General features: G+C 68.4%; 24 protein-coding genes. 14 read left to right on the top strand and 10 right to left on the bottom strand.

The window, feature by feature from the left end; all coding sequences use genetic code 11:
* Positions 1 to 12 precede the first annotated feature (12 nt).
* A complete protein-coding gene (locus ACH49X_RS21115) occupies positions 13 to 669 on the bottom strand; it encodes a hypothetical protein (RefSeq protein WP_195081227.1) in 657 nt (218 codons plus the stop codon).
* Positions 670 to 687: 18 nt separating this feature from the next.
* On the opposite strand from ACH49X_RS21115, the gene ACH49X_RS21110 reads away from it, so the two are divergent.
* Positions 688 to 936, top strand: coding sequence for a hypothetical protein (locus tag ACH49X_RS21110; RefSeq protein ID WP_195081228.1), 249 nt, complete (start codon positions 688 to 690; stop codon positions 934 to 936).
* Between the two features lie 21 nt (positions 937 to 957).
* Here ACH49X_RS21110 and ACH49X_RS21105 read toward each other — a convergent pair whose 3' ends face one another.
* Positions 958 to 3,756 (bottom strand): LuxR C-terminal-related transcriptional regulator, encoded by a 2,799-nt coding sequence (locus tag ACH49X_RS21105; RefSeq protein ID WP_195081229.1) that lies wholly within the window; start codon positions 3,754 to 3,756, stop codon positions 958 to 960.
* A 221-nt stretch (positions 3,757 to 3,977) separates the two neighbouring features.
* On the opposite strand from ACH49X_RS21105, the gene ACH49X_RS21100 reads away from it, so the two are divergent.
* A complete protein-coding gene (locus ACH49X_RS21100; RefSeq protein ID WP_195081230.1) occupies positions 3,978 to 4,334 on the top strand; it encodes a VOC family protein in 357 nt (118 codons plus the stop codon).
* A 53-nt stretch (positions 4,335 to 4,387) separates the two neighbouring features.
* On the top strand, positions 4,388 to 4,861 hold the full coding sequence (locus ACH49X_RS21095) for a DUF1801 domain-containing protein (protein ID WP_357105051.1): 474 nt from the start codon (positions 4,388 to 4,390) through the stop codon (positions 4,859 to 4,861).
* 6 nt (positions 4,862 to 4,867) lie between these two features.
* Here the strand turns inward: ACH49X_RS21095 and ACH49X_RS21090 are convergent, their stop codons facing one another.
* The 5 genes from ACH49X_RS21090 to ACH49X_RS21070 form a co-directional block, all read right to left on the bottom strand.
* Complete coding sequence (locus ACH49X_RS21090; protein WP_195081232.1) at positions 4,868 to 6,127, bottom strand: dihydrolipoamide acetyltransferase family protein; 1,260 nt, start codon at positions 6,125 to 6,127, stop codon at positions 4,868 to 4,870.
* Between the two features lie 19 nt (positions 6,128 to 6,146).
* A complete protein-coding gene (locus ACH49X_RS21085; RefSeq protein WP_323124265.1) occupies positions 6,147 to 7,130 on the bottom strand; it encodes an alpha-ketoacid dehydrogenase subunit beta in 984 nt (327 codons plus the stop codon).
* A 19-nt stretch (positions 7,131 to 7,149) separates the two neighbouring features.
* Entirely contained in the window at positions 7,150 to 8,292 is a 1,143-nt protein-coding gene (pdhA, locus tag ACH49X_RS21080; RefSeq protein ID WP_195081234.1) for a pyruvate dehydrogenase (acetyl-transferring) E1 component subunit alpha, read from the bottom strand.
* Positions 8,293 to 8,302: 10 nt separating this feature from the next.
* A complete protein-coding gene (gene lpdA / locus ACH49X_RS21075) occupies positions 8,303 to 9,754 on the bottom strand; it encodes a dihydrolipoyl dehydrogenase (protein WP_195081235.1) in 1,452 nt (483 codons plus the stop codon).
* A gap of 148 nt (positions 9,755 to 9,902) precedes the next feature.
* On the bottom strand, positions 9,903 to 11,099 hold the full coding sequence (locus ACH49X_RS21070; protein ID WP_195081236.1) for a CdaR family transcriptional regulator: 1,197 nt from the start codon (positions 11,097 to 11,099) through the stop codon (positions 9,903 to 9,905).
* A 272-nt stretch (positions 11,100 to 11,371) separates the two neighbouring features.
* Between ACH49X_RS21070 and ACH49X_RS21065 the strand changes: the two genes are divergently transcribed.
* From ACH49X_RS21065 to ACH49X_RS21030, 8 genes are all read left to right on the top strand, one after another.
* The gene (locus ACH49X_RS21065; protein ID WP_195081237.1) at positions 11,372 to 11,770 is read left to right on the top strand and encodes a molybdopterin-binding protein; all 399 of its coding nucleotides are present in this window, start codon (positions 11,372 to 11,374) and stop codon (positions 11,768 to 11,770) included.
* A gap of 11 nt (positions 11,771 to 11,781) precedes the next feature.
* Positions 11,782 to 12,561 (top strand): molybdate ABC transporter substrate-binding protein, encoded by a 780-nt coding sequence (gene modA / locus ACH49X_RS21060; RefSeq protein WP_195081238.1) that lies wholly within the window; start codon positions 11,782 to 11,784, stop codon positions 12,559 to 12,561.
* Positions 12,561 to 13,370 carry a molybdate ABC transporter permease subunit gene (modB, locus tag ACH49X_RS21055; protein ID WP_357105072.1) on the top strand — a complete coding sequence of 270 codons (810 nt, stop codon included), beginning with the start codon at positions 12,561 to 12,563 and terminating at the stop codon, positions 13,368 to 13,370. The genes modA and modB overlap by 1 nt, the downstream gene beginning before the upstream one ends.
* On the top strand, positions 13,367 to 14,416 hold the full coding sequence (locus ACH49X_RS21050; RefSeq protein ID WP_195081240.1) for an ABC transporter ATP-binding protein: 1,050 nt from the start codon (positions 13,367 to 13,369) through the stop codon (positions 14,414 to 14,416). The genes modB and ACH49X_RS21050 overlap by 4 nt, the downstream gene beginning before the upstream one ends.
* 69 nt (positions 14,417 to 14,485) lie before the next feature.
* A complete protein-coding gene (locus tag ACH49X_RS21045) occupies positions 14,486 to 15,304 on the top strand; it encodes a class II glutamine amidotransferase (RefSeq protein ID WP_195081241.1) in 819 nt (272 codons plus the stop codon).
* Between the two features lie 235 nt (positions 15,305 to 15,539).
* A complete protein-coding gene (locus ACH49X_RS21040; protein WP_195081242.1) occupies positions 15,540 to 16,376 on the top strand; it encodes a glutamate ABC transporter substrate-binding protein in 837 nt (278 codons plus the stop codon).
* 99 nt (positions 16,377 to 16,475) lie between these two features.
* Positions 16,476 to 16,694 carry a DUF2945 domain-containing protein gene (locus ACH49X_RS21035; RefSeq protein ID WP_195081424.1) on the top strand — a complete coding sequence of 73 codons (219 nt, stop codon included), beginning with the start codon at positions 16,476 to 16,478 and terminating at the stop codon, positions 16,692 to 16,694.
* A gap of 21 nt (positions 16,695 to 16,715) precedes the next feature.
* Positions 16,716 to 17,048, top strand: a complete 333-nt coding sequence (locus ACH49X_RS21030; protein ID WP_195044781.1) for a DUF3140 domain-containing protein — start codon at positions 16,716 to 16,718, stop codon at positions 17,046 to 17,048.
* 89 nt (positions 17,049 to 17,137) lie between these two features.
* On the opposite strand, the gene abc-f is transcribed toward ACH49X_RS21030, so the two are convergent.
* On the bottom strand, positions 17,138 to 18,778 hold the full coding sequence (gene abc-f / locus ACH49X_RS21025) for a ribosomal protection-like ABC-F family protein (RefSeq protein ID WP_357206094.1): 1,641 nt from the start codon (positions 18,776 to 18,778) through the stop codon (positions 17,138 to 17,140).
* A 217-nt stretch (positions 18,779 to 18,995) separates the two neighbouring features.
* Entirely contained in the window at positions 18,996 to 19,613 is a 618-nt protein-coding gene (locus tag ACH49X_RS21020; RefSeq protein WP_195081244.1) for a TetR/AcrR family transcriptional regulator, read from the bottom strand.
* Positions 19,614 to 19,751: 138 nt separating this feature from the next.
* Here ACH49X_RS21020 and ACH49X_RS21015 point away from each other — a divergent pair, with 138 nt between their 5' ends.
* Both ACH49X_RS21015 and ACH49X_RS21010 read left to right on the top strand, forming a co-directional pair.
* Positions 19,752 to 20,744 carry a Rieske 2Fe-2S domain-containing protein gene (locus ACH49X_RS21015; protein WP_357206091.1) on the top strand — a complete coding sequence of 331 codons (993 nt, stop codon included), beginning with the start codon at positions 19,752 to 19,754 and terminating at the stop codon, positions 20,742 to 20,744.
* Positions 20,741 to 21,826 carry a dihydrodipicolinate reductase gene (locus ACH49X_RS21010; RefSeq protein WP_357206089.1) on the top strand — a complete coding sequence of 362 codons (1,086 nt, stop codon included), beginning with the start codon at positions 20,741 to 20,743 and terminating at the stop codon, positions 21,824 to 21,826. The genes ACH49X_RS21015 and ACH49X_RS21010 overlap by 4 nt, the downstream gene beginning before the upstream one ends.
* Positions 21,827 to 21,859: 33 nt before the next feature.
* Here ACH49X_RS21010 and ACH49X_RS21005 read toward each other — a convergent pair whose 3' ends face one another.
* A complete protein-coding gene (locus ACH49X_RS21005) occupies positions 21,860 to 22,639 on the bottom strand; it encodes an enoyl-CoA hydratase-related protein (RefSeq protein WP_357206086.1) in 780 nt (259 codons plus the stop codon).
* Positions 22,640 to 22,852: 213 nt separating this feature from the next.
* Between ACH49X_RS21005 and ACH49X_RS21000 the strand changes: the two genes are divergently transcribed.
* Complete coding sequence (locus ACH49X_RS21000; protein ID WP_357206083.1) at positions 22,853 to 24,418, top strand: esterase-like activity of phytase family protein; 1,566 nt, start codon at positions 22,853 to 22,855, stop codon at positions 24,416 to 24,418.
* Positions 24,419 to 24,422 lie beyond the last annotated feature (4 nt).

The following is a 24,422-nucleotide window of genomic DNA, read 5'->3' as shown; positions in this document are numbered from 1 at the left end:
CCGATCCCGTGCTCAGGAATCCGCGGGATCCGGTGTGCGGACGGCGATTTCGCCACTCAGCGCGTAGTCGCCGGACAGTCGCAGCCCGTCTCCGCTCCAGAAGCGGCCCGGGTCGTACCAGTCGGGGCTGCGGTGCTGCGGCAACAGTCCCATCGCCTGGTAGGTCGCGGCGACGATTTCGGCGCAGTACGCGTTCTCCAGCTCACGGGTGGTCGATCGATTCGCCTTCCGGCGGGGGAGTCGGGCACGCCCACGCAGCCAGCGCCGTGCCAAGCCCGCGGTGGAGGGAAACGGAGTGCCGTCGAGCCGTGCGATGGCGCGCAGCGCGCCGTCCTCCATCTCCCGGGTCGCGGGCGGGTTCAACTGGCGCAACCACGCCTGCTGACCGTAGCGGTGCGCCCACACCAGCACGGCATCGCGCAGGTTGTGCAACTGGGCGCCGCGGTGCGCGGTGCCCGACCACATATCGGGCAGGGAGCGTCCCAGCTCCGCGTGCCAGATCAGCGCGGGCAGGTCATCGATCACGACGGACATGCCGACATGGTTCACCGGACTGTTCGTCGTCATGCGGATCACCCGGTCGGCCGTGGAATGGCCACGGAAAAGCCAGATGTCACCCGTCCTGGTGATCTCGACCGCCCGGTCGAGATCGATGCCCGTCCCCGTCATGGTCGTAGCCTATGCGGTATGAGGTGGTGGAAGGCAGTGGGATTGGCGGGTGTGGCCGGTGTGGTTGCGACCGGTGTCGTGGTGGTGCGCGCCGAGCGCCGCCGCCGTGCCTACACCCCCGACCAGGTACGCGAACAACTGCATGCCCGATTCGCCGAGGCGGCATCGGCGGTCGACGAAACCGGCGATGCGCGGCCGCAACCTGTGCCGGGTCTCGGCGAGCGTGTCCGGCGATTGTTCCTTCGCTGGTCACGACGGGAGAAGTAAGCGAGGCCCGTGCCCGGCGGTTCACCAGCTGATCGGGGCCATCGGTGTGAGGCCGAGTTCGGCGAGGGCGGCCGCGCCGCGGGCAGCGTGCTCGCCACCGGCCAGCACGGCGGTCCGCGCGGACTGGTAACGGCATCCGGCGGCGTCGAACGCGGCCGCCGTGGCGAGCAGCCGCGTTCGGTCACCGGCGTGCAGTGCCGCGGCTCGTTCCACGATGGCGCCCGCGATGGGGTTGCCGGCGACGATGGTCCTGGCCTCGGCTACGCGGTCGCCCGCATCGGGCGCCCCGGCGAGCACGGCGGCTTCGGCCCGCAACGCCACGTACCAGTGCAGCCAGATCCACGTGACCCATCTCCACACCTCGCCCGGATCGGAGGACATCCGATCCAGCGCCTCGCGCACCTGCCCGTGGTGGATCATGGCGAGTGCGTCGAAGACCGCGCCGTAGCCGTGCGTATGCCCCGGCGGCGTGCCGAGCCTGGTTATGACAGCGTCCCATTCGGCCCGAGCGTCGTGGTCGCCGCGTAAGTCGTGGATCATCGCCACACCCGCGACCGCCGGGCCGAGAAGCGACTGGACGGGGCTGCCGGCCCGATGCCACGACTCGAGGAACCGGATGCTGTTGGCGCGTATCTCCTCGACATTGCCAGCCAGCGCGTCGGTCACCAGCAGCCAGCTCGTCGCACGATGCCCGACCTCGGCGAGCAGCGGATGGTCAGCGAGTCGCTGCGCCCAACGCCGAGCGCCCCGCAGATCACCCGCGCCGAGTTCGGCTTCGGCGGCCTCGCCGAGCGCGTCGATCAGTTCATGGGCGCCGTCCGGAGAATGCGGGGTGGACCTCAGCAGCGCCATGCGGCCGCGCGCGACGGCGGCCGCGGCGAAAGTGTCACCGGCCAAGCTGTGCGCGCCCGCGAGCGTGTCGAGCGCCGCGGATCGGGCCAGCGGGTCACCTGTGCGTTCGGCGAGTTCGACCGCGCGTTGAGCGCACGCGATGGTCTCCGGTACGACGTTGCCGGATGACGACTGGGCGGTGAGCGCATCGGTGAGCGCTCGTCCGGCGTCGGCCAGCGCCACGGCGGCCTGGGCGGCCGGATCATCATCGGCGAGCCGCCGTGCCTCGGTGATGAGCGTGCTCGCCTCCTCCGGCGACAGAGGACGGACGAACTTGCTCGCGAACCGGTACGCGTTGGCGGCGGCGGTCGCCAGATCGCGGGCGGCGCAGGCGGAGTCGCCGGACTCCAGCGCGGCGTCGGCGGCCGCGCGGGTCAGGCGGTGCATATCGTCCCCTCGCATCTGGCATCCGGCCGCCGCGGCGGCGTGGCGCAGCATCGAAGCGGCGGCGGCCGAGTCCTCCGCGAGTGCGGCCGCCTGTTCGTAGCGCATCTGGGATTCGCCGATCAGATTGCGGGTGAAGCACAATTGCGCCAGGTGCTGCGCCGAGCGGAAGGCTTCCACGCGCTGGGCGGGCTGGTCGGCCGCCCATGCCAGCGCGGCGCGGAGATCATCGGCCATCGCGTCGAACCGTGCCCGCCAATCCGCTCCCACCACCGACAGTTCGGCGGCCTCGGCCAGGCACCAGCGCAGGTGCCCGGCCCGGATGTCGGCCAGCTCCCCGGCCTGCGCCAACTGCTCCATGCCGTACTGACGGATGGTTTCCAGGGCCCGGTAACCGGTCCCGCCCGGACGGGGCGTCACCGCCAGCAGACTCTGCTCGGCGAGCCGGGCCAATCCGTCCGCGACGACGGCTTTCTCCGACGCCGCGACCTGCGCCGCCGCCTCGACGGTGAACGAACCCATGAACACCGACACCCGGCGCAGGAGTACTCGATCCTCCGGCTCCAGCAGGGCGTGACTCCAGTCCAGCGCCGCGCGCACCGATCGGTGCCGGTCCTCGGCGCGCGGGCCCCCGGCCAGCATGCGCAGCTGATCGGAGAGCCCGGCTTCGAGACCATCCAACCCGAGCGTGGTCCAGCGGGCGGCGGCCAGCTCGATCGCCAGCGCCACGCCGTCGAGTCGCGCGCAGAAGGCGGCGACCTGGTCGCGAAGCGCGTGATTCGGCGGCCAGCCGCCGGCCGCGGCGCGGTCCATGAACAACGCGACCGCGTCGGAGTCGCCGTCGCCCGCCAACGACATCGGAGCGACCGTGTAGACCCGTTCGAACGGCACCATCAGCCGGGCCCGGCTGGTCGCCAGCACCGTCAATCGCGGGCACGTCGCGAGCAGCCGCTCGATGAACGGGGCCACCCCGTCCCGCACGTGCTCGCAGTTGTCCAGCACCAGCAGGACGTGCCGGTCGGCCAGCGCGGCGGGCACCGACTCGTCCATGCCGCGGCCGGGCTGTTCGCCGAGGCCGAGGGCGAGGGCGACCGTACCGGCGACCACGCGGGTATCCGCGGCCGCGACCGGTACCAGGTCGACGAACCAGACCCCGTCGGAGTATTCGGCGGCCATGTCCGCGGCGACGGCCAGCGCGAGCCGGGTCTTGCCGACTCCGCCGGGGCCGACCGCGGTCACCTGCCGGTGCGCGCGGATCATCTCGGTCAGCTCGGCGCGCTCCCGGCCACGGCCGATGAAGGAGGTCAGCGGCGTCGGCAGCACCGGCGCCGGGTGCGGCCGGTCGGCGGGAGCGGAATCGGACGCGCGCTGGGCCAGCGCGCGGCGATCGGGCACGTCCAGCTTGCGCAGCAGCGAGGAGACATGGCTTTCCACGGTGCGCACGGAGATGAACAGTCGCGCCCCGATTTCCGCGTTGCTGAGATGGTCCCCTACCAGCGCCAGCACCTCGGCTTCCCGAGCCGAGATCTCCACTGTCGCCGCCATGGCGGCAATTCTGCCCTATCGCGTCATCTTCGAACTCTGCGGTCTGTTTCCGTGGTGGTGGGTGCCGCGGCCGTGGGCGGTCCGTGCGCGATCAGTGGACGGTTCCGTGGTCACCACGGATGTGGGTTGCCTGTGCCGGGAGAGAAGCTGTGAACACGTCCGGTTCGCCCGACAGAACGGGCACCACGAGGACGACCAGACCGACGAATTCAGGAGTGATCATGACCAGCTCTTCCACCCAGGGCATCAAGACCGTGCTGCATCCGGTGTCCGATCTGGCGGCGGCCAAGGCGCTGTTCACCGCCCTGCTCGGCACCGAGCCGCAGACCGACTCGCCCTACTACGTCGGTTTCGAGGCCGAGGGGCAGCACATCGGGCTGGTGCCGAACGGCGGACCGCAGGGCATGACCGCGCCGGTGGCGTACTGGCACGTGCCGGACATCGAGGCGAAGCTGGCGGAACTGACCGCCGCGGGCGCCACCGTGGCCGAGTCGGCGCACGACGTCGGCGGCGGCCGCCTGGTGGCCACCGTCACCGACACCGACGGCCACGTCCTCGGGTTGATCCAGGACCGATGAGCAGCGTGACCAGCATCCAATCCACCCCCTCCGAAACGAAAGAGACCAGACTCATGACTACGCGGAAGTCCGCCACCCGCACCGGCGCCGAGACGAAGACCGCGGTGAAGTTCACCGACGAGGAACGCGCCGCGATGAAAGAGCACGCCCAGGAGCTGAAGACGGCCGCGCGCCGGGGTTCGCGCGCGACGAAGGCGGACGGGGAGCAGGACGTGCTCGCCAAGATCGCCGGGATGGCCGAATCCGATCGCGTCATGGCCGAGCGGTTGCACGCCGTCGTCCGAGCCAGCGCTCCGGAACTGTCGCCCAAGCTGTGGTACGGCATGCCCGCCTACGCCAAGGACGGCAAGGTCGTGTGCTTCTTCCAAAGCGCGGAGAAGTTCAAGTCGCGGTACGCGACCTTCGGTTTCAACGACCTCGCCGACCTCGACGACGGCGCCATGTGGCCGACGTACTTCGCGCTCACGAAGGTGACTGCCGTCGAGGAGGCGAGGATCGGTGAACTGGTGCGCAAGGCGGTGGGCTGAGCGCCCTCAGGTCACGATCCGAAGCGGATGTTCCAGCAGGTCTTTCAGCTCTTGCAGGAACCGCGCGGCCACGGCTCCGTCGATGGCGCGGTGGTCGGCGGACATGGTGACCCGCAGTATCTTGCGGGTCACCACCTGGCCGTCGTCCAGCCGCAGCTCGTCGGTGGCCGCGCCGACGGCGAGGATGGCGGCCTCCGGCGGATTGATGACGGCGGTGAAGTGCTCGATGCCGAACATGCCCAGGTTGGAGATGGTGAAAGTGCCGCCGCTCATCTCGTCGCTGCGCAGTTTGCGCTCGCGGGCGCGTTCGGCTTTGTCGCGACTGTCTGCGGCGATCTCCGACACGCTCTTGCGATCGGCGTCGCGCAGCACGGGGACGAGAAGGCCTGCCGGTGTCGCGACCGCCATGCCGAGATGGATTCCGCGGTGGCGCAACAGTTTGTCACCCGCGAAGGAGACATTGACCGAAGGGTTGCTCCGCAGCGTCACCGCGACGGCCTTCAACAGCAGGTCGTTCACGCTGACCTTCCCGCCTGCCTGCGCGAGCGTGGCGTTGACCTGTGCGCGGAAGCCGAACAGTTCGGTCACATCGATCGCGGTGGTGAGATAGATGTGCGGCGCCTGCTGTTTGCTCTCGGTGAGCCGCGTGGCCGAGACCCGCTGAATGGTGGTCAGCGGAAGTTCCTCGTAGTCGCCTGGGGCCGGAGCCGGGGGCTCGGGCGAGGCGGCGGCTTCCCCCGGCTGTTCGAGTTCGCCTGTGCGTTGGGCGGATTCGACATCCTGCCGGATGACTCGTCCACCCGGGCCGGTGCCTGTGACGGTGGTGATGTCCACGCCGAGTTCATCGGCGATCTTGCGCGCCAGCGGCGACGCCTTCTTTCGCTCCGCCGTTGCCGGAGCGTCGGCGGTGGATTCGGGCACCACGCGGTTCGAGGCCGGCCCGGAGCCCTTCTCCGCAGCAGCTTGCTCGCCGGAGGCGGTCGCGGCCGGCGCGGGTGCGCTACCACCGGAGCCGCTCGCGGTGGTGCCGCTGCCGTCGCCGATGAGGCCGATCGGCGTGCCGATCGGCACCCGCGCGCCCTCCGCGGCGAGGATCTGCTCGAGGACGCCGCTGTCGTAGGCCTCGAGCTCCATCAGGGCTTTGTCTGTTTCGATTTCGGCGAGGATTTCGCCTCGCTCGACCGGATCGCCCACCTGCTTGAGCCAGGAGACGACGACGCCTTCCTCCATGGTGTCGGAGAGGCGGGGCATGGTGATTTCGGGCATGGATGCGTCCTCTGGTGTCTCAGCGTCGCTTGCCGACCGCCGCGAGGGTTTCCAGCGCGGCGGTGTACAGCGAGTCGGCCGACGGCAGGGCGAGCCGTTCGAGCGGCTTGGCGTAGGGGAGTGGCACCTCGGCCATGGCCACCCGGCGCACCGGGGCGTCCAGGTAGTCGAAGGCGCCGTCGGAGATGGAGGCCGCGACCTCGGCGCCGATGCCGTAGGTGAGCCAGTCGTCCTCGCCGATCACGGCGCAGCCGGTCTTGCGGACGGACGCGACGAGGGTGGCGCGGTCGAGCGGACGAAGGCTGCGCAGGTCGATGACCTCGGCCGAGAATCCGTCGGCGGCGAGTCGTTCGGCGACCTCGGTGCAGATCGTGGCCATGCGGGAGTAGCCGATGAGCGTGATGTCGGAGCCGGTTCTGGTGACCGCGGCCTTGCCGATCTCGGCGCTCGGAAGGTTTTCCGGCACTTCGCCTTTGGTGTTGTACAGCGACAGGTTCTCCAGGAACAGCACCGGATCGTCATCCTCGATGGCGGCTTTCAGCAGCGCCCGCGCGTCGGCCGGAGTGCTCGGCGCGACCACCTTCAAGCCCGGCACGAACGCGTAGTACAACTCCACGTTCTGCGAATGCGTCGCCCCCAGTTGCTGCCCGCCGCCGCCCGGAGTGCGGATGACCATGGGCACGCTGGTCTGCCCGCCGAACATGCCGTAGATCTTCGCGGCGTGATTGACGATCTGGTCCAGCGCCAGCAGCGAGAAGTTGATCGTCATGATCTCGACGACCGGGCGCAGTCCGAGCATGGCGGCGCCGATGGCCGCGCCGACGAAACCCTCCTCGGCGATCGGAGTGTCGCGCACCCGCTTCTCGCCGAATTCGGCCAGCAGTCCCGCGGTGATCTTGTAGGAGCCTTCGAAGACGCCGATCTCCTCCCCGATGAGGAAGACGTCGTCGTCGCGCCGCATCTCCTCCCGGAGGGTCTCGCGCAGCGCTTCGCGATAGGTCATGACAGCCACGGTGATGTCCTTAGGTGGTGAACAGCGGGTCGGCGGGCAGGCGGCGCGAATCGCCCGCCACGGGTGTCGCGTAGTTGTAGTCGAACAGGCTCGACGGCTCCGGATGGGGACTCGCGTCGGCGAATTCGACCGCCGCGGCGACCGCGGCCGTCACGTCCGCTTCGAGTTCGGCCACGGACCGATCGTCCAGCACACCGGCGGCGAGCAGTGCGTCGCGCCAGCGCACGATGGGATCGTTGCTCCTGGCGATCGCGACGGCGTCTTCGGTGCGGTATTTCGCCGGGTCGACCACGGAGTGGCCTTTGAGGCGGTGACTGACCGCTTCCAGCAGCGCGGGCTTCTTCTCGCGCCGGGCCGTTTCGATCAGCTCACCGGCCACATCGCGGACGGCGAGCACATCGGTGCCGTCGACACGCTCCCCGCGCATGCGATAGGCGGCGGCGCGCTTCCACAGATCCGGTTCGGCGCAGGAGCGTTCGACCGTGGTGCCCATCCCGGTCTGGTTGTTGATCACCAGGAACACCACCGGCAGATCCCACAGCGCCGCGATGTTCAGCGCCTCGTGGAACGCGCCGATGTTGGTCGTGCCCTCACCCATCTGGCACACCACCACGTCGTCCTCGCCGCGGTAGTCGATGGCCAGCGCCGCGCCGACGGCCAGCGGAACCTGGCCGCCGACAATGGCGTAACCGCCCAGCATGCGGGTCGCGGTGTCGTACATGTGCATGGAACCGCCCCAGCCCTTGGACGTTCCGGTGGCGCGGCCGTACAGCTCCGCCATGACCCGGCCGGGCTCGATGCCCTTGGCCAGCGCGTAACCGTGCTCGCGGTAGTTGGTGAACAGATAGTCGGTCGGGCGCATGGCCGCGCCGAGCCCGACCACGGTGGCTTCCTCACCCAGGTTGAGATGGCAGTAGCCGCCGATCTTCGCCTGCTGGTAGCTCTGCGCGGTGCGCTCCTCGAATCGGCGTACGAACAGCATGTCGCGGAACAGCCCGCGCAGGCTGTCCGAATCCTCCGCGGCGATGCGCGCGTCCACCGGAGCGGCGTCGTTCCGCGTCCGCGCGGGTACGGCGTGGTCGCCGGCGACCGGGGCGGAGGCGCGTGCGGCCGTCTTGCGGCTCGGTTTACGGGATGCGGTGCTGGTGGTCACGGCAGGCTCCTCAACGCTTCCGGGGCGGGATGTGCACGGGCAGGCCGAGTCCGGCCATGGCCGCCTCCATGCCGATCTCGCCGAGGGTGGGGTGGGCGTGGATGGTGTCGGCGAGTTCGTCGAGGGTCGCCTCCAGGGAGATGGCCAACGCGCCTTCGGTGATCAGGTCGCTGGCCGACGGGCCGATGATGTGCACCCCGAGCACTTCGCGATGACGCTGTCCGGCGACGATCTTCACGAAGCCCTCGGTTTCGCCGAAGGTCTTGGCCCGGCCCAGCGCCGCGAACGGGAACCGCGCGGTGACGACGTCGTGGCCCGCGGCGCGTGCCTTCGCCTCGGTGAGCCCGACGCTGGCGATCTCCGGGTGGGTGAAGGTGGCGGCCGGGATCGCGGAGTAGTCCAGGTGCGCCGAGTGACCGGCGATCACGTCCGCGGCGGTGAGTCCCTGATGGGAGGCGACGTGCGCGAGCAGGGCGCGCCCGGTGACATCACCGATGGCGTAGACGTGTTCTACGCCGGTGCGCAGCTGCTGGTCGACGGGGATGAAGCCGCGGGGGTCGGTGTCGATGCCCACGCGGTCCAAGCCCAGGTCGGCGGTGTTGGGACGGCGTCCGACGCCGACCAGCACCACGTCCGCGTCGAGGTCACCGGCGTGTTCGCCAGCGACGGTGACCCGCAGCGCGTCGGTCCGCGCGATGGCCTCGACGGTGCAGCCGGTGAGCACGGTGATGCCGCGCTTGGTGAACGACCGTTGCAGGGCGGCGCCGACGTCGGCGTCCTCCAGCGGCACCAGGGTGTCCTGTAGTTCGACGATGGTCACCCGGCTGCCGAAACTCGCGAACAGGCTGGCCCATTCCGCGCCGACCGCGCTGCCGCCGATGACGACCAGGCGTTCGGGCACCTCGGTCAGCCCGAACGCGCCGTCGGAGGTGATGACGCCCGGCAGGTCCGCGCCCGGAATCGCCAGCCGCGCCGGCACCGATCCGGTCGCGATGATCACATCGCTCGCGGTGATGGTCCGGGTGGCGGTGGCTGTGGGAGCGGCGGCGTAGCGGGGGCCGCCGGGGAAGATCGGCGACTGTCCCGCCTCGAAGACCTCGACGCTGGTCGGTCCGGTGAAACGGGCGTGTCCCTCGATCACCGTCACACCGTTCGCGGCGAGCAGGCTCGCCACACCGTCGGTGAGTTGCTTGACGATGCCGTCCTTGCGCTCACGCACCGCGGCGAAGTCATAGCGCACGTTGTCGGCGTAGACGCCGAAATCGGCTGCGGCCGCGACGGTCTGGAAGATCTCGGCGGACCGCAGCATCGCCTTGGTCGGAATGCAGCCCCAATTGAGGCACACGCCGCCGGGGCGCTCCTTCTCCACCAAGCCGACGCGCAAGCCGCGCTGGGCCGCGCGGATGGCGGCGACGTACCCGCCGGGGCCGCCGCCGACCACCAGTAGATCGAAATCCGGCACTCGTGGTGCTCCTCGTCCTCGATGATTCGATCCGCCTCCGGTTGTGGGGCGGATCATCGCTATCGAGTGTTGCCGTGGCGGAGTGCACAAACAATCACCACGAAGCCCAGTAGTGCACTCGCCCAATTGGGCGCAGCGCCCAACCTGCTCAGGCTCTCTCCGGTATCCGGACGAGGTCGAGGGCGGTCAGGGCCAGCGACAGTTCCACATAGCTGCGCTGGCCTTCGAGCGGACGCCCGAGCAGGGTCGAGACCCGGTGCAGGCGGTTGATGACGGTATTGCGGTGACAGTGCAACCGGCTCGCGGCGTGGGCCGCCGAGCAGTCGTGCGCCAACCATGCCGCGAGCGTGTCCAGCAACGTCACGCGCTCGGCGGCGGGCAGGGCGAGCACCGGACCGAGGGTGTGCGCGACGAGCATGTCGGTCAAATCGGTCGAACGCATCAGCAGCGCGTGTCGGAAGCGCTCGTGCAGCGGCACGAGCCCCGTCGCGTCGTCGGGCAAGGTCTGCAGGGTGAGCAGCGCCCAGCCGTGCGCGGTGCCGATCCGCGCCAAGCCGCCGACCGCGGGTGAGGCGCCCGCTCGGCCGCGCACGTGCGGTTCGATCCGGCGCAACACCGCGGCGACGTCGTGGCGCTCGACCGCTATCAACCCCACCGTCGAGTCGACGCGATCGTGCCACACCGATCGAATGCCGACCGCGGCCAAAGCGGCCTCCGTGCCGGTGTGCATCGCCTCGCCCGCGCCGCAGGCGACGACGACGAGATAGTCACTACCGGCAGGAAGGTTCAGCTCCCGGGCGGCGCGCGCGGCGAAGGTGGTGTCGTTCGCCCGGCCCGCGAGCAGGTCCTCGATCAGGGCGTGCCGACGGCGCTCGTCGCTGCGCAACTGCTCCAGTTCGGTATTGCGGTATGAGGTCACCAGCGCCGTGGACAGCCCATCGATCACGGCCCACAACGCGGTGCCCGCCGCGCGGATCTCGCCGGGAGCGAGGTCGTCCGCCTGGTCGAGCAGGGCTTCCCACACGATCCGTCCGCCGAGCCGGAAGGTGCGCAGCATGGCCTCCAGCGGCACACCCTGTTCGGCGCGGCGGCGGCCGATCGACGCGGCGACGTCGTCGTCGAGCGCGGTCGTCGGAGCGCCCAGCAGGTCGAGGATCCGGGTCACGTATCGGCGGCAGCCATCGACCAGATCCGCGCGGGCGACCCGCGAGTAGTCGGTCCATTCGGGGTTGTCGGTGAAGATCTCCGCGATCAGCCGATCGGTCAGGGCCGGGATCTCCGCGCGGCAGGCGGCCACCAGCGCCCGCGTGCAGGCGTCCGGAGTCGCCTTCTTCGATGTCGGCATGTCGCTCGGGGTCCTTCTGGTCGGCCGTTGCGCCACGACTTCGCGAGCGGTGGCGTACCACGACGGTATAGCCAGCGGAATGCCGCACCGGCGGCGACGCTCGGTCGGCCATCTACACGGCGGACGCCGTCGCACCGCGAAGCCGTACATCGACCACGCCGTCCGGTTATGACGGCGACCCCGTGCCGAGGCGAGGGTCGGGCGCCGGAGTAGTCGACCTCGCGGAGTGGATCGATTATCTATACCGCGTATGCGGCAATAAACTGTCACTCGTGTCGAATCTACGGATCAGTGAAGCAGCCGCGTTGCTGGGTGTCAGCGACGACACGGTGCGTCGATGGATCGACCAACGCCGTCTGACCGCGATTCAGCTGGACAACGGCCGCAAGGGCGTCAGCGGCCGTGAGCTCGCCGAGTTCCTGCGGGCCAACGCCGAGGCGCCGGAGCCCGGTGTGACGGTCGCGGCGTCGGCCCGCAACCGGATGCGCGGAATCGTGACCCGGGTGGTGAAGGACACCGTGATGGCGCAGGTGGAGATGCAGGCCGGACCGTTCCGGCTGGTGTCGCTGCTGAGCCGGGAATCGGTGGACGAGCTCGGTTTGGAGGTCGGCAGCGTCGCTGTCGCGTCGGTGAAGTCCACGCACGTCGTCGTGGAAATACCGGAAAGTTGACGAGGTCGAGGATGATTCGCAATCTGGGTGTCGCCACCACGGCCGTGCTGGCTGTCGTGAGCGCGACCGGCTGTGGTTCGGACGACGCGACCGAACACACCGGCGCGGGGCACGTCTCGGGCAGGGTGACCGTGTTCGCCGCCGCGTCGCTGACCGAGACATTCACCGAACTCGGCAAACAGTTCGAGGCCGCGCACCCGGGCGTCGAGGTGATCTACAGCTTCGGCGCGAGTTCCGCGCTCGCCGAGCAGATCAATCAGGGCGCACCGGCCGACGTGTTCGCCTCCGCCGCGCCGAAGAACATGCAGCAGGTCCGGGACAAGGGTGAGGTCACCGCCGCGCCGGTCACCTTCGCGCGTAACCGGCTCGAGATCGCGGTGCCGAAGGGCAATCCGGGCCACATCACCGGCCTGGCCGATTTCGGCAGGACCGAGCCGAAGCTCGCACTGTGCGCGGAGCAGGTGCCCTGCGGCGCGGCAGCGCAGACGGTGTTGGAGACCGCGGGCATCACACCGCGACCCGATACCCGCGAGCAGGACGTGAAAGCGGTGCTGACCAAGGTCACGCTCGGTGAAGTCGACGCGGCGCTGGTCTACCGCACCGACGTCGAGGCCGCGGGCGGCAAGGTCGATGGCATCGACTTCCCCGAGTCCGGCAAGGCGGTCAACGACTACCCGATCGCGCCGCTGGCGCACGCGCCGAACGCGGCGGCCGCCGCGGCGTTCGTCGACTTCGTGACATCGGAGCAGGCCAGGCCGGTCTTCGCCGCGGCGGGATTCGACACCCCGTGATGGCGCCTTCGCGGCGGCGTGCGGTGCTGGGGCGGCGGCCGGTCGCGCTGATGCTGCCCGCGGCCTGCGGCCTGGCATTCCTGGTCGTACCGCTCATCGGGCTGCTGGCGCGCGCGCCGTGGTCGGCCATGCCGGCTCGGTTGTTCAGCGTCGAAGTCGGCCAGGCGCTGCGGCTCTCGCTGTGGTGTGCGAGCGCGGCCACGGTGATCTGCGTGGTCTTGGGCATCCCGCTGGCCTGGGTGCTCGCGCGCGCCGAACTGCCAGGGCGCGGGCTGATCCGGGCCTTGGTCACGGTGCCGCTGGTGTTGCCGCCCGTGGTGGGCGGTGTCGCACTGCTGCTGGTGCTGGGACGGCGCGGCCTGCTCGGGCGGTATCTCTACGAATGGTTCGGCGTCTCCCTGCCGTTCACCACCGCCGGGGTGATCGTGGCCGAAGCCTTCGTGGCCATGCCTTTCCTGGTGATCTCCGTCGAAGGAGCCCTGCGGGCGGCCGATCCGCGTTTCGAGGAGGCGGCCGCCACGCTCGGCGCCACTCGCTGGTACGCCTTTCGCCGGGTCACGCTGCCGTCGGTGCTGCCGGGAGTGGTCGCGGGCGCGGTGCTGTGCTGGGCCCGCGCGCTCGGTGAGTTCGGCGCCACCATCACCTTCGCCGGCAACTTCCCCGGCCGCACCACCACCATGCCGCTGGCGGTCTATCTCGCGCTGGAGACCGATCCGGACGCGGCGATCGTGCTCAGCCTCGTGCTGCTGGCCGTCTCGGTCGCCGTCCTCGTGGCGTTGCGCGAACGATGGATCAAGGGGGCGGTATGAGCTTGGCGGCCGACCTGCGGATCGTTCGCGGGCAATTCGCGCTCGAGCTACCCCTTGTCGCCGCGCCGGGCGAAGTGATCGCTCTGCTCGGGCCGAACGGGGCGGGCAAGACCACCGCTCTGCGAGCATTGGCGGGGCTGATCGCGCTCACCGGCGGGCACATCCGGCTGGACGGAACCACGTGGGATGCGCCGCCGGCGGCGTTCGTGCCCGCCGAACGCCGCCGGGTGGGCGTCGTGTTCCAGGACTATCTGTTGTTCGGGCACCTGTCGGCGCTGGAGAACGTGGCCTTCGGGCTGCGCGCCCGCGGCTGCGGGCGCACCGCCGCGCGGGCGCGGGCCGACGAATGGCTCGAACGGGTCGGACTGGCCGATTACGCGCATCGCAAACCCCGGGCGCTGTCGGGCGGGCAGGCGCAACGGGTGGCCCTGGCCCGCGCGCTGGCCACCGAACCACAGCTGCTGCTGCTCGACGAGCCGCTCGCGGCGCTGGACGCGGGCACCAAGCTCCAAGTGCGCTCGGACCTCGCCCACCACCTGCGCGACTACCCCGGCCACACCGTCCTGGTCACCCACGACCCCCTCGACGCGATGGTCCTCGCCGACCGGCTGGTCATCCTCGAGGACGGCGCGATCGTCCAGCAAGGACCGCCCGCGCAGGTCGCCGCACGCCCGCGCTCCGACTACGTGGCCACTCTGATGGGCCTCAATCTCTACCGTGGCACCGCGCGCGGTACGACTGTCGACCTGGACGGCGGCGGCGTCATCACCATCGCCGAACCCGCGCACGGACGGGTGCATGTGGCCTTCAGCCCGAACGCGGTGGGCCTGCATCCCGAACAACCCGTCGGCAGCCCCCGCAACAGCTGGCCGGTCACGATCACCGGCATCGAGCAACACGCGCACGTCACCCGGATCCGTCTGGACGGGGTCCCACCCGTGCTCGCCGACATCACCCCGGCCACCGTCGCCGAGTTGCGCCTGCGTCCGGGTCAGCGGCTGTGGGCCGCGGTGAAGGCGACGGAAACCCGTTCGTACCCGGCGTGACGCACCGGCTGCGGCGATGCGGTAGCTGAATACCGCCCGGTCTGCTTCAATCGAGGGATGTGCAGGTGGATGGCTTATTCGGGTGAGCCGATCTGGGCCGAGGACCTCTTGTTCCGGCCGGTGCATTCGTTGATCGACCAGAGCTTGCACTCTCAGCTCGGTGCGACGACCACGAACGGTGACGGCTTCGGGATCGGCTGGTATGGCGCGGGCCCGCGTCCGGCGGTGTTCAAGAGCGTCGAACCGGCCTGGAACGACCGTAACCTGCGGGAGATCGCGGCGGAGGTGCAGACGTCGCTGTTCTTCGCGCACGTGCGGGCGTCGACCGGCAGCGAGGTGCAGCGCAGCAACTGTCATCCGTTCCGGCACGGGCACTGGTTGTGGATGCACAACGGAGCGCTGCGCGGGTTCCGGCAGTGCAAGCGCGATTTGGCGACGGCGGTCGATCCCTTGTTGTTCGCCGACATCGAGGGCTCCACGGATTCGGAGTTGTTCTTCTTCCTGGCCCTGACCTTCGGGCTCGTCGACGATCCGTTCGGCGCGGTCGCCCGTGCGGTCGGCTTCATCGAGGACGTCGGCCGCGCACACGAGGTCGAGGCTCCGGTGCAGATGACCGTCGCGACCACCGACGGCGAGTCCATGTGGTTCTTCCGGTACTCCACCGAACGGCGGTCGCGATCGCTGTTCTATTCCAACGATGTGGCGAAAGTGCGTGCCTTGCACCCGGAAGTGCAAGCGCTCCGCACGCTGGGGGCGGACGCCCGATTCGTGGTCTCCGAGCCGCTGCGCGATCTGCCCGGAGCGTGGAACGAAGTCGAGGAATCGTCGGCTGGTGTGGTGCGTCTCGGCCACGATGAAACGCGCCCCTTCGCACCGATCGCCCCCTGAGCGGTTCGCTCCTCGCCCCGATCGCCCCGTCAGCCCTTCGCGGCCGCTGCCTGCGCACCCGCGTGAGCTCACGGGCCCGCGCGACCGATAGGCCGGCGGCCATTCGGCTCTCCTACGGGCGGAACACCCTTTCCACTGGCGGGAGGACGGTGGAGCCGGGCGCTCGGAGTTTCCGGGAAAGATGACGTGTCGTCGGTGCCAGCCTGACAGCTCGCCGTGAAAGGAGCCGAATTCGATGAGCATCAACCGTACACTTCGCCTCGGTATCGGAGCGATCGCCGTCGCCTTGGTCGCCACCGCCTGCGGTGGTGGCAGTGAAGCCGCGACCACAGCCGATCATGTGCGGGACGGCAAGCTGACCATCGGCATCAAATTCGATCAGCCGGGCCTCGGGTTTCGCGAAGCGGACGGCTCCTACCAAGGGTATGACGTCGAGATCGCCAAGTATGTGGCGAGCAAGCTCGGTGTACGGCCCGACGGCATCACCTTCAAGGAAGCGCCGACCGCTCAGCGGGAGAAGATGATCATGGACGGCGAGGTGGACTTCGTCGTCGCCACCTACTCGATCACCGACGAGCGCAAGCAGAAAGTGGATTTCGCCGGACCGTACTTCGTGGCCGGGCAGGCGCTGCTGGTGAAGAACGAGACCACCGATATCACCGGTGTCGAGTCGCTGAACGGCAACAAGAAGCTCTGCTCGGTCAAGGGCTCCACGCCGGCGCAATACGTCAAGGACCATCACGCCAAAGACGTTCAGCTGGTGGAACTCGACAACTACTCGCAGTGCATCGAAGCGTTGCGGCGCGGTTCGGTCGACGTGGTGACCACCGACGACATCATCCTGGCCGGTTTCGCGGGGCAGGCGTCCGGCGAACTGAAGCTGGTCGGCAACACGTTCACCACCGAGAAGTACGGCATCGGCCTGAAGAAGGGCGATCAGGAGACCCGCACCAAGCTCAATGACGCGATCGAGCAGATGATCGCCGACGGTTCCTGGCAGAAGGCGTTCGAGCAAACGATCGGACCGCTGCGCGACTCGACGTTGACGCCGCCTGCTGTCGAACGGTACTGATCCGGGCCAGCACTAGACGGGCTATCCAGCTATCAGTTTCCCCGGCCGTAACCCGGGTACAACAACCTCGTTGAATACGTGGATGTTAAGGGATACGGCATGGGTAAGCAATCTTTCCGCAAAGGTGACGAAGTCGAATGGAACAGCCACGGCAGTACCGCTGAGGGCACGGTCGAAGAAGTGATCACGTCCGATACCGAGGCGGCCGGACGGACCGTACGGGCCTCCGAAGAGCAGCCGCAGTATCGAGTCCGCAGCGCGAAAAGCGGTCGTGATGCGGTGCACAAGCCCGGCGCGCTGCGTCCGAACGACGATTGACATGGAATTCGGAGCCGCACCATGACGACGACGGACGACGAAGATACGCGCACGCAATTCGACCAGATCGTCAACATGACGCCGGCGGAGCTGCGCCGGTGGCTCGACACCGACGAATCGAAGTCGGTGGGGCAGAAACCGGAAGGCGGTGGCGAGTCGACCGGGCACGCCAGCGGTCGGCGCATCGTGGACATCCTCGAGAAAAAGGAACCGTCCGGCGACGATTACGCGCACATGCGCAAAGTGATCGGATATGCGCATCGCCATCTCGAGCAGCGACCTTCGGGGGACATCGAGAACAGTAGATGGCGTTATTCGCTGATGAACTGGGGCCATGATCCGATGAAAAGCTGACGCGGCAAAATCCTCGCCGCGTCCGCCGCTTCGCCGGGGGAGAGTTCGCAGCCGCCTGCGCCGACAGGCGGCTGCTCCCCCTACCCCGTTCAGACGACCGGCCCTGGTGCGCCGACCTCGTGCAGCCTGCCTTCGGACAGGCGCAGCCAGCGCCGCACCCCGACCTCGGCGAGGAAGCGTTCGTCGTGGCTGACCACCACGAAGGCGCCGCGGTAGGCGTTCAGCGCGCTCTCGAGCTGGCCGACGCTGATCAAGTCGAGGTTGTTGGTCGGTTCGTCGAGCAGCAACAGTTGCGGCGCCGGTTCGGCGAACAGGACGCACGCCAGGGTGGCGCGCAATCGTTCGCCACCGGAGAGCACCCCGACCGGCAGATCGACTCGTGAGCCGCGAAACAGGAACCGCGCCAGGAGATTCCTGCGCCGCGACTCGGGCATGTTCTTCGCGAACACGGCCAGGTTCTCCGCGACGGTGCGGTCGGGGTCGAGCAGGTCCAGCCGCTGCGACAGATATGCGACGCGGCCCTCGGCGCGGGTGATCTGCCCGCGCTGCGCGGCCAGATCACCGTGGATGACGCGCAGCAGAGTCGATTTCCCCACGCCGTTCGGCCCGGTCACCGCGATCCTTTCGGGGCCGCGGATGATCAGATCGACGCCGGTGAGAATGGGCTGCTTCTCGTACTCGTACTCGAAGTCGATGCGCTCGCCGACGAAAACCATACGCCCAGAGGGGACTTCGGTGTCGGGCAATTCCACCACTATTCGCTGCTCCTCGCGCAGCGCGCGTTCGGCCTGGTCGAGCCGATTCTTCGCCGCTCCCACGCGCGCCAGGTGCGTCTCGTTCGCTTTCCCGGCCGACTCCTGGGCGTTGCGTTTCATGGTTCCCGCGAAGATCTTCGGCAATCCGGCGTTGCCCAGGTTGCGCGTGGCGTTGCTCGCGCGACGCGCGGCCCGCTCCCGCGCCTGCTGCAACTCCCTCTTCTCGCGCTCGAGCTCCTGCTCGGCGTTGCGGATGTTCTTCTCGGCGACCTCGCGCTCGGCGCGCACAGCGGCTTCGTACTCGGTGAAATTGCCACCGTGGAATCGGATCTCGCCGCGATCGAGTTCGGCGATGCGGTCCATGCGGTCGAGCAGCGCGCGATCATGGCTGACCAGCAGCAGGCAGCCGTTCCAGTCAGCGAGCAGATCGTAGAGCCGGTGGCGGGCCTCCGAGTCGAGGTTGTTGGTCGGTTCGTCGAGTAACAGCACCTCCGGCCGTCGCAACAGTTGCGCTGCGAGCCCCAGTGAGACGACCTGCCCACCGCTGAGCGTGTGCAGACGTCGGTCGGGGGACAGGTGGCCGAGGCCGAGGCGTGCCAACTGGGCGCGGGTGCGCTCCTTGATGTCCCAGTCGGAACCGATGGTGGCGAAATGTTCCTCGCTGGTATCGCCGGACTCCACGGCGTCGAGCGCGGCGAGGATCGGCGCGATCCCCAGGACTTCGGCAACGGTCAGATCGCCGGTCAACGGGAGATGCTGGGGGAGGTAGCCGAGGGCTCCCCGGACCGAAACGCCCCCACCCCTGGGCCGAAGATCACCGGCGATGAGACGGAGCAAGGTGCTCTTCCCGGCGCCGTTCGGGGCCACCAGCCCGGTCCGTCCGCCGGGCACGCCGAAGGACAGTCCATCGAAGACCGGAGTGTCATCCGGCCAGGAGAACGACAGGTCGGAACAAATGATGTACGCAGCGGACATGGCTACCTCGAAGTCGGGTGGATGCGCGGGATCGATACCGCGCGAGGAAGGATGGTGAAAAACGACGACATGGCCACGACGGCGGCGCTTCGAGCGCGCTACCGGTGGCCGTCAGACTCGGGACCTATCCCGAGATGTCGAGTTCACCTGCCATGTTCGACTTCCTCGTTCCGATCGCTGTCCGTCGACCATAGCAGCCGTGTGGCCGACCGGGCGGTCAGGCTTCGAGGTAGGCGACGATTCCGCCGATCAGCGCGTCGAGCGCGTCGTCGAGATTGCCGTAGGTGCCAAGGGTGCGTTCGGAGGTGATGCCGCGCATGGCCGCAGGGATGAGCGCGGCCACCTGCCGCACCTTGACCGGGTCGAGTTCGAGGTCGGCGAAAGCTTTCTCGCACGCGGTGTCCCAGTGCGGTTTCCAGGACGCCAGTTCGGCGGCGGTCAGCGGGTAGTCGCGTTCGAGTTCGGCGTGCTCGCGGGGGAGCGCGGCGCGCAGCGTTTCGATGGCAAGCGATTCGGGCTTGCGCAGCCCTACGGCCATCGCCATGATCATGGCGGTCACCCGTTCGCGCAGCGTCCCGTCCGGTTTGATCCCGGCGGGCAGGTCGCCGCGTTTGTCGGCGGTGTGGCGCAGGACCGCGGCCCACAGACCGTCGATGTCGCCGAACTGGTACTTGACCACGCTCCAGGTCGCGCCGATGTCGCGAGCGATCCGGTTACCGGACACCGCGGCGGGGTCGCCCGTGGCCAGCGATGCGATCGCCGCCTCGAGCATGCTTTCCCGGGAACGAACCCCGCGTTTGTTGGCGCGTCGCCCGCTTACCGCCGCTTCCGTCACGAGAACCGAGTCTATCGGGCCCTGATCAGGGCCTTCCAGTTTCGTAGAAGCCTCTTGAATTCTTTCGCAGAGGGTTCTACGCTCAAGGCGCCGCGGGAAGGCTCAGGAGCCGAGCCCTCGGGAGCTTGGAGGATCGAGATGGCAAAACCACCGCTGTCGATGCAGCCGACGGGTTGGTTCCAAGTGGCCTGGTGCGGCGAGATCGAGGTCGGCGCGGTGCACAAGATGAAGTACTTCGGGCGCGAGATGGTCGCCTGGCGTTCGTCATCCGGCCGGGTGGCGGTCTTCGACGCCTATTGCGAGCACCTCGGCGCTCACCTCGGCTACGGCGGTCATGTGGTGGGCGAGCATCTGGTGTGCCCGTTCCACGGCTGGGAGTGGAACGGGGAAGGGCGCAACGTCTGCATCCCGTACGAGAGCCATCCGAACAAGGGCCGCCGGATTCGCAGCTATCCGGTGGTGGAGCGGAACGAAGCGGTGTGGATATGGCACGACATCGATGGACGGGACCCCTATTTCGAAATCCCGGACGTGTTCGAGGCCTTCGGTGACGGCAAGACCGCCGCCGACTACTACCCGCCGGTGCCCGCGGCCACGCTCTACCGGCCCGGTCTGCAACTGCATCCCCAGTACGTCATGGAGAACGGCGTCGATTTCGCGCATTTCAAGTTCGTGCACAAGACACCGTTCATCCCGGAATTCACCCGTCACGACTTCTCCGGCCCCGTGTCGTATGTCGACTTCACCATCGCTTTCGACGAGAACGTGGCTGCAGACCAGGTCAACAGCGGGGTCGAATCGATCAACGCGGGACTGGGCTGCTCGATCACCAAGAGCTGGGGCATGGTCGACAACCGCACGATGCCCGCGGTGACGCCCGTGGACGAATACACCTCCGACGTCCGCTTCACCGTGTGGATCGGACGAAAGGCCGGGGACGACGGCCCCGAGATCACCCGGTACGGAAAAACGATGGCAGGCTTCGTCATCCAGCAGTTCGAGGCCGACGTCGATATCTGGGCGCACCAGCGCTATTCGGATCCGCCCGCGTTGTCGCGCAAGGAATTCGCCGGGTTCAAGGCGTTGCGTGAGTGGGCGTCGCAGTTCTATCCCGAAAGGCCCATGTCATGAGCACCTCCGACAAGATCCGGGTATTCCAGGTCGCGACCGGCAACCTCGGTACCGAGATGATCGGCCGGATCCGCAACCACCCCGATCTCGAACTCGTGGGACTGCACTGCTATTCGCCGGACAAGATCGGCCGCGACGCGGGCGAGATCGTCGGCATCGGACCGATCGGGGTGATCGCCACGGGCTCGGTCGAGCAGATCATCGCCGCGAAACCGGACGTGCTCACCTTTCACGGGGTATTTCCGGACGAGGACCTCTACGAGAAGGTTCTCGAGGCGGGAATCGACGTCGTGACCACCGCGGACTGGATCACCGGATTCCACCGCGACACCAACCATCCCCATCCTTCCGGCCGTGAGGTCAGCGCGGTCATCCAAGCCGCCTGCGAGCGCGGTGGCTCGACCTTCTACGGCACCGGCATGAATCCCGGCCTGTGCCAGATACTCGGCATCGTGCACAGCGCCGACGTCGCCGACATCGAGAACATCACCGTCACGGAATCGGTCGATGTCTCCTGCCATCATTCCGTCGACACGTGGAAAGCCGTCGGCTACGGCCGCCAGGTCGATGACCCGACCGTCCCGGACTCGCTCTACAAGTACACCGCGGTGTTCGCCGACTCGGTCTATCTCATGGCCGACGCCTTCGACCTCGAACTCGACGAGGTGCGCTTCGGTTACGAACTCGGCGCGTGCACGAACGATGTCGACCTGGGTTGGTACTTCCTGCCCGAGGGTTCGCTCGGCGCCAGCTACATCAAGTACCAAGGATTGGTCGACGGCGTACCGCGCGTGGAAAGCCACCTCGAATGGCAGATGACGCCGCACACCGATCCGGCTTGGAAAATCAAGGGCTGCTACATCACTCAGATCACCGGTGATCCGAACATCTACAGCAAACACATGATCATTCCGCGCGCGGGCACCGATCTGTCCGACCCCGAGAGCTTCGCCTCGATCGGCATGACCGTCACCGGCCTGCCCGCCCTCAATGCGATCAGATCCGTCGTCGCCGCCCGACCCGGCATCATCACCAGCGCGGATCTGCCCCTGCGCGGGTTCGCCGGACGTTTCAAGCGCTGAACGGCCCGCCTCTGACGGGGCCGGGGAACGGCGCTAATCCCGCCATACAGGTGGACGCTTCGCCAGGAAGGCCGCCATCCCTTCGCGGGCGGCGGGAAGTTGAGCGGCGGCGGCCATGACTTCGAGAGCGAGGGTGTAGGCATCCGCTTCGGGACGGTCGAGTTGGCGGTAGAGAGTGCGTTTGCCCAGCGCTTTGCTGGCCCGGCTGCCCCTGGTCGCGCGGGCCAGCAACTCGTCGACGGCGGTGTCCAGTTCGGCGTCCGGCACCGCTCGGTTGATCAGGCCCCACTGTTCGGCGGTGCGGGCATCGATCGGGTCGCCGGTGAGGGCGAGTTCCATCAGCCGTTTGCGGCCGACGGCGCGGGCCACCGGCACCGCGGGCGTGTGGCAGAACCAGCCGCCTTTGCCGCCGGGGAGCGCGAAACCGGCCGATTCGGCGGCGACGGCCAGATCGCACGAGGCCACCAACTGGCAGCCCGCGGCCGTGGCCAGGCCTTGCACCCGGGCGATCACCACCTGCGGCACCGACTGGATGGCCGACATGAGTTCGGTGCACAGCACGAGCAGTTCCCGGACGCCGAGCAGGTCGCGAGCGGCGACGTCGGCGAAGTCGTGCCCCGCGGAGAACACCGGGCCGTTCGCTCCGAGCACTATCCCCGTGGCGTCGGTCTCGCCTGCGGCCCGGAACGCGGCGAGCAACTCGCCCAGATGTTCGCCCGACAGCGCGTTGCGCTGCCGCGGCCGGTTCATGGTGATGCGCACCGTGTCGCCGTCGCGCGCGACCAGCACATGCCGATACTCCAAGGCGGTCATATCTCCACCGTAGGTCTCCACGGGCGACGACACGACACTTCGAAGCGCCGAGCGCCCTACTCCGGTGACGGCTCAGCGCATGCTCCGGTGTCGCGATATCCACGCTCGTCAGCGTTGGTAACACCGCAGAATGATCGGATGATTGTGGGGAACGACGGCTCACGTTCAGCTCGACGCCACCTGGTGGCCGGGCTCGGACGGTACGCATCGCTGGTGAGAACACACCGCAGTACCCGAAGCGCACTCGTCATGGCCGCCGTGTGCGCGACCGCCGCGCTGCCGGCTTGCTCGCCGTCGAGCCCGGCGGATTTCACCGCCGCCAAGGATCAACCCTTGGTGATCTCGCTGGATGATCTACTGGCCGCGACCGGGGGCAGCGCCGCGGTGGCGGTCGCCGATCCACGGCACGGCACGATCAGCCGCCGCGCCGATGGCGCGGTGGTGTACACACCGGCGGCCGGATACACCGGGTCCGACAGCATCACGGTGACCACCACCGACGCCGTGAAGCTGTTCACCACCGACATCCCGCCGCTCGGTGACTTCGGCGGAGTGAGCGTGCAAGGCAGCGGCTACGGATCGGCGTTCACGCCGGTGCCGGGATCGGCCGACGAGTTCTACGGTCTCACCGACCGTGGTCCGAACATAGACGGCAAGGGCAAGAACGAGAAAATCACGCCCATACCGGCTTTCACGCCCGCCATCGCCAAATTCAAGATGGTCGGCAGCACGGCGGTGCTGGACAGAACCATTCCCCTGAAGAGTTCGACAGGCCAGCCGTTCAACGGCTTGATCGACACCTCCGCGAGCACGGGGGAGACCATGCGTGGCCTCGACGGCGCCGTCCTTCCTCCCACCGATCACGGCATCGACAGCGAGGGCCTGGCCGCGCTGGCCGACGGCACCTTCTGGGTGTCCGACGAGTACGGGCCGTTCCTCGTGCACTTCGACGCCGACGGCACCGAGCTCGAGCGGCTGGCGCCGGGGCGCGGTCTGCCCGAAGAACTTTCGCTGCGCACCCCGAACCAGGGCATGGAGGGTCTCACCATCACACCGGACGGCAGGACACTGGTCGGCATCGTGCAGAGCGCGCTGAGCGAGCCGGGTGTCGTCTCGGCGCGTGAGGTGCCCATGACCCGGATCGTCACCGTGGATCTGAAGACCAGGGACGTCAAGGAATTCGTGTATCCGCTGGATGAGCCGAAACAGAAGCTGGCGGTCTCCGAGATCACGGCGCTGACCGACACCACCTTCCTGGTCGACGAGCGCGACGGCGACAAACCGCCCAAGGCGAACAAGAAGCTGTGGACGATCGACATCGCCGGTGCCACCGATGTCGGACCGCAGGCGAAGGTACAAGGCGCGCAATATGATCCGCAGCTGGGCCTGCTGGTCGATGGCAAGCCGCTGGAACTCCTCGTCGGCGCGGTGCCGACCGCCGACGGCGTGGCCACACTGCGGAAGGCGGGCATCACCCCCGTCGCCAAGACGTCCGCCCTGGATCTCGGCGGCCTGCTGGACGGCCTGAACGCCGCGGGCGAGTTCTTCGGCCACGACAAGATCGAGGGCGTCGCCACCCGTGACGGCGGCAAGACCCTCTACATCGCCGCCGACAGCGACTTCGGCATCGAGGCCGCCACCGGCGACCGGCCGCCGTTCGGGCTCCAAGCCAAGCTCCTGGCCGACGGCGCGCAGGACTCGGGTGAGGTGCTGATGGTCGACACCACCGAGCTGCCCGCCGAGACGCTTACGAGGACCGTCACGATCAGCGTGCAGTAGGGTC

Origin of the sequence: Nocardia sp. NPDC019323 (assembly GCF_044389845.1) — a bacterium.
GTDB lineage: Bacteria > Actinomycetota > Actinomycetes > Mycobacteriales > Mycobacteriaceae > Nocardia > Nocardia implantans.
This window is presented reverse-complemented; position numbering and strand designations above follow the sequence as displayed.

Bases quoted from the DNA above. Each gene is read 5' to 3' on its own strand.
- ACH49X_RS21095 (WP_357105051.1), top strand. From the start codon at position 4,388: ATGACTACGCGGAAGTCCGCCACCCGCACCGGCGCCGAGACGAAGACC.
- ACH49X_RS21110 (WP_195081228.1), top strand. From the start codon at position 688: ATGAGGTGGTGGAAGGCAGTGGGATTGGCGGGTGTGGCCGGTGTGGTT.
- abc-f (WP_357206094.1), bottom strand. From the start codon at position 18,778: ATGTCCGCTGCGTACATCATTTGTTCCGACCTGTCGTTCTCCTGGCCG.
- ACH49X_RS21015 (WP_357206091.1), top strand. From the start codon at position 19,752: ATGGCAAAACCACCGCTGTCGATGCAGCCGACGGGTTGGTTCCAAGTG.
- ACH49X_RS21045 (WP_195081241.1), top strand. From the start codon at position 14,486: ATGGCTTATTCGGGTGAGCCGATCTGGGCCGAGGACCTCTTGTTCCGG.
- ACH49X_RS21090 (WP_195081232.1), bottom strand. From the start codon at position 6,127: ATGCCCGAAATCACCATGCCCCGCCTCTCCGACACCATGGAGGAAGGC.
- ACH49X_RS21115 (WP_195081227.1), bottom strand. From the start codon at position 669: ATGACGGGGACGGGCATCGATCTCGACCGGGCGGTCGAGATCACCAGG.
- ACH49X_RS21085 (WP_323124265.1), bottom strand. From the start codon at position 7,130: ATGACCTATCGCGAAGCGCTGCGCGAGACCCTCCGGGAGGAGATGCGG.
- ACH49X_RS21105 (WP_195081229.1), bottom strand. From the start codon at position 3,756: ATGGCGGCGACAGTGGAGATCTCGGCTCGGGAAGCCGAGGTGCTGGCG.
- ACH49X_RS21030 (WP_195044781.1), top strand. From the start codon at position 16,716: ATGACGACGACGGACGACGAAGATACGCGCACGCAATTCGACCAGATC.
- ACH49X_RS21100 (WP_195081230.1), top strand. From the start codon at position 3,978: ATGACCAGCTCTTCCACCCAGGGCATCAAGACCGTGCTGCATCCGGTG.
- modB (WP_357105072.1), top strand. From the start codon at position 12,561: ATGGCGCCTTCGCGGCGGCGTGCGGTGCTGGGGCGGCGGCCGGTCGCG.
- ACH49X_RS21040 (WP_195081242.1), top strand. From the start codon at position 15,540: ATGAGCATCAACCGTACACTTCGCCTCGGTATCGGAGCGATCGCCGTC.
- ACH49X_RS21005 (WP_357206086.1), bottom strand. From the start codon at position 22,639: ATGACCGCCTTGGAGTATCGGCATGTGCTGGTCGCGCGCGACGGCGAC.
- ACH49X_RS21035 (WP_195081424.1), top strand. From the start codon at position 16,476: ATGGGTAAGCAATCTTTCCGCAAAGGTGACGAAGTCGAATGGAACAGC.
- ACH49X_RS21050 (WP_195081240.1), top strand. From the start codon at position 13,367: ATGAGCTTGGCGGCCGACCTGCGGATCGTTCGCGGGCAATTCGCGCTC.
- ACH49X_RS21010 (WP_357206089.1), top strand. From the start codon at position 20,741: ATGAGCACCTCCGACAAGATCCGGGTATTCCAGGTCGCGACCGGCAAC.
- ACH49X_RS21070 (WP_195081236.1), bottom strand. From the start codon at position 11,099: ATGCCGACATCGAAGAAGGCGACTCCGGACGCCTGCACGCGGGCGCTG.
- modA (WP_195081238.1), top strand. From the start codon at position 11,782: ATGATTCGCAATCTGGGTGTCGCCACCACGGCCGTGCTGGCTGTCGTG.